General features: G+C 72.2%; 3 protein-coding genes. 1 reads left to right on the forward strand and 2 read right to left on the reverse strand.

The annotated features are described in order from the left end of the window. A partial coding sequence (locus tag D1643_RS10405) for a sortase (protein ID WP_160710549.1) occupies positions 1–826 on the forward strand: 826 nt, incomplete at its 5' end. An 89-nt stretch (positions 827–915) separates the two neighbouring features. Here the strand turns inward: D1643_RS10405 and D1643_RS10410 are convergent. Together D1643_RS10410 and thrH are read right to left on the reverse strand one after the other, a co-directional pair. Beyond that, complete coding sequence (locus D1643_RS10410) at positions 916–2,220, reverse strand: (Fe-S)-binding protein (protein WP_160710550.1); 1,305 nt, start codon at positions 2,218–2,220, stop codon at positions 916–918. A gap of 150 nt (positions 2,221–2,370) precedes the next feature. Further along, positions 2,371–2,973, reverse strand: a complete 603-nt coding sequence (gene thrH / locus D1643_RS10415; RefSeq protein WP_160710551.1) for a bifunctional phosphoserine phosphatase/homoserine phosphotransferase ThrH — start codon at positions 2,971–2,973, stop codon at positions 2,371–2,373. Positions 2,974–3,152: the final 179 nt, after the last annotated feature.

The raw sequence follows: 3,152 nt of genomic DNA on the forward strand, positions 1-3,152 counted from the left end.
CGATGCGCCCGGCGCGCCGGCGCGGGAGACCGCCGCGGGTCGCGCGGACGCATGGGCGCAAGACGCCGGGCAGGCGAGCGAGCGCACGCGGGTGGCGCCGGCGCGGGCGCATCCGTGGTTCGCGTTTCTCGTGGCGGCCGGCGTGGCGGTCGGGCTGGCAATCCCCTGCGCAGCCTGGGCGAGCGAGGCCGCCGTCGCCGGCATGGTGGAGCGCCAGGCCGCCTGCGCTGCCGACGAGCTGCTGGTCAGCGGCGTGGAGACCGGCACGGCAGCGGCTGAGCCCAAGGCGGTGCTCGATGACAACGACCTGCCCGCCGAAGCCGCCGAGCGCGCAGCCGCCGAAGCCGCACGAGCCGCCAAGGCCGAGGCCGCGCCTGCCCGCGCCACAGCCCCCTCCGCCGAGGCCGGCGACGACGCGGCGGGCGGCTCCTCTTCCGGCAGCGCATCCTCCCTTCCGCCGCGCACCATCAGCGTGGCAGGCTCCTCTATGGGCTACGTCGACTCCTACCAGAGCGCCTCGGCGCCCTCTTCCGGCGCGGGCCTGTGGATGGGGTCGGATAGCACCACCGACGGCAGCTGGGCCTACTTCATCGGGCACAACCCCGGGCCGTTTCATGGCGTGATGGGGCTGGGGCAGGGCGCCGCGGTCACCGTCTGCGACGGCAGCGGCAACGCGCGCACCTACCACGTGGTTGACGTGTTCACCGTCCCCGACACCACCTACTGGGAGGACATCCAGGGTCGCGTGACCGGCCATGGCGAGTCGGTCATTCTCCAGACCTGCGTCGGCGACCATGCCAGCTACCGCATCGTGGTGGCCGCCTAGCGCCACGGTCGGCCGGAACCCGAGCGCGCCCGCCCGCCTATGACGCGCCGCGCCCGTCCGTCTGCCCGCCGCCTGCGGCGCCGGAGAGCCTAGAAGAACGTCTGCGTGAGCCAGGCTGCGTACTCGCCGGTCCACATGGCGCCGAGCTCGTCGAACACGCGCGCCCAGTCGATCTCCTCGTCGAGCAGCAGCTCCAGGTAGTGGCGACTGCGCAGGGGCGTGTCGGGTGCGGCAAGCAGGGCCTGCGCGATGGTGTAAGTGCAGGTGGGACACATGGTGACGAGGGTCTCCGCCCGCGTCTTGAGCGCCTCGTCGATGACGCGCTCCACGCGGCGCTGGGTGACGTCGGCGTCGTAGGACGCCACGGCCCCGCCCGCCCCGCAGCAGAGCGTCCCCTTCATCCGGTGGTCGATCTCGCGGCGCTCGGCATCGGGCGCGTAGCGCTCCAGCAGCCCGCGGATGGCGCGGCCGTGCCGGCCCTCGGCGCGGTCGTGGCACGAGTCGAACACCGCAAACGACGCCACCGGCGCCGGCGTAAAGCCAGGCGCGCGGCCCTCCGCCTCCAGCTCGGCGGCGCGGCGCAGCATGAGCTCGGGCAGCGGCACCACCTCGATCACGCCGTCGAGCAGCTCGGCGAACTCCTCGCCGCAGCCCGGGCAGACGGTGACCAGGCGCGTGATCCCCGCGGCGAGCATCTGGTCGAGCACGCGCTGGCGCAGCGCCGCCGCACGATCGAACAGCCCCGCGCTCATGAGCGGACTGCCGCAGCAGTCGTCCGACAGCGCCCAGGCAAAGCCGGCCTCGGTGAGCCACGCGCCGGCCTTGCGAACGACCTCGGGCGCGTAGCTGACGAGCGAGCAGCCGGGGAAAAACAGCGTGTCAGCCAGGCCCGGCCCGTGCTCGGCGGCCTGGGCGAGCGACGTGAACTCCGGATAGCCGATGCCGTAGATGGCCCGGTAGGCGCTGAAGATGTGCCACTCCTCGTCGACCATCACCAGCTTCTCGGTGGGCATGAGGCCGGCCTCGCGGAACAGCGCGCGCCACGCCCGCATGCGCTCGGGCGCCAGCACGTGATGGGCGCACGAGGCGGTGCAGTAGCCGCAGAAGCAGCAGCGGCGCAGCGCGTGGTAGAACTCGGGACGCTCCTGCACGAGGGCGAGCGTGGCCGCCGGACGTTCCTCGGGCGTCAGGGCCATGAGCCCGTCGTAGGCCGCCTCCACGGTGCCCACGTCGAGTCCCGGCTGCTGGAGCACCTCGCAGCGCAGGGTGCAGCGACGACAATGCGAGCAGGTCAGCTGCTTGTTGGCCCAGGCGGCCAGGATGTCGATCTTCGGTGCGGCGAGCCCGGCCAGGGCGTCCTGCTCGGCCGGCGTCAGCTTCTGCGCTCTCTGCATGGCGGGATCCTCTCTCCTCACCCGAGCAGTCTAACGCAACCGGGGCGCGACCGGCCGCCGCGCCCCGGGGTTCATCGCAGGTTTTCGGTCGCCTCGCCGCAACGAGCCGCTGGGGCGGCGGGCTGGCGACCAGGCAGGTGGGCGCGGCGCCTAGCCCATGGCCGCGCGGAGGGCGGCCAGCAGGTCGTCGTACTCCTCGAAGGCGGTGAGGTCGGGGTTCTCCGCCTTGATCTCATCGGTGCTGCGGAACAGGAACCCTGCCTTCGAGTCGCGGATCATACCCAGGTCGTTGTAGGAATCGCCAGCGGCCAGCGTCTGGAAGCCACAGCTGTGCAGCGCGCGCACCGTGGTGAGCTTGGTCTGCTCGCAGCGCATGCGAAAGCCGGTGATGGCCCCGTCGTCGGCCACCTCCAGCTCGTTGCAGAAGATGGTAGGCCAGCCGAGCTTCTCCATGAGGGGCTGCGCGAACTGGGTAAACGTGTCGGAGATGATGATGACCTGGCCCTCGGCGCGCAGGGCGTCCAAAAACTCCTTGGCGCCGGGCATCGGGTCGATGGTGGCGATGATGGCCTGTATCTCCTTGAGGCCCAGGCCGCGGTCGCGCAGGATGCCCAGGCGGTACTCCATCAGCTTGTCGTAGTCGGGCTCGTCGCGGGTGGTGCGCTTGAGCTCGGGGATGCCCGAGGCCTCGGCGAACGCGATCCAGATCTCCGGGACCAGCACGCCTTCCAAATCCAAGCAGGTGATGTACATGGGGGTTCCTTCCGTCGGCCGAGATGGCGGGACGCGCAGCCGCCAGGCAGGCAGCGGGCGCACGCCCGGCGGCCGGCAGCAGGGGCGAGCGCGCCCTCCGATGGCGCCATTCTAGCGCCGGCCCGCGGCCGATCCGCCCGCGCGGCGGATCGGGGGGCGCGTGCGCTGCGCGAGCGGCG

The sequence above is a fragment of the Enterorhabdus sp. P55 genome, from assembly GCF_009911695.1.
GTDB lineage: Bacteria > Actinomycetota > Coriobacteriia > Coriobacteriales > Eggerthellaceae > Enterorhabdus.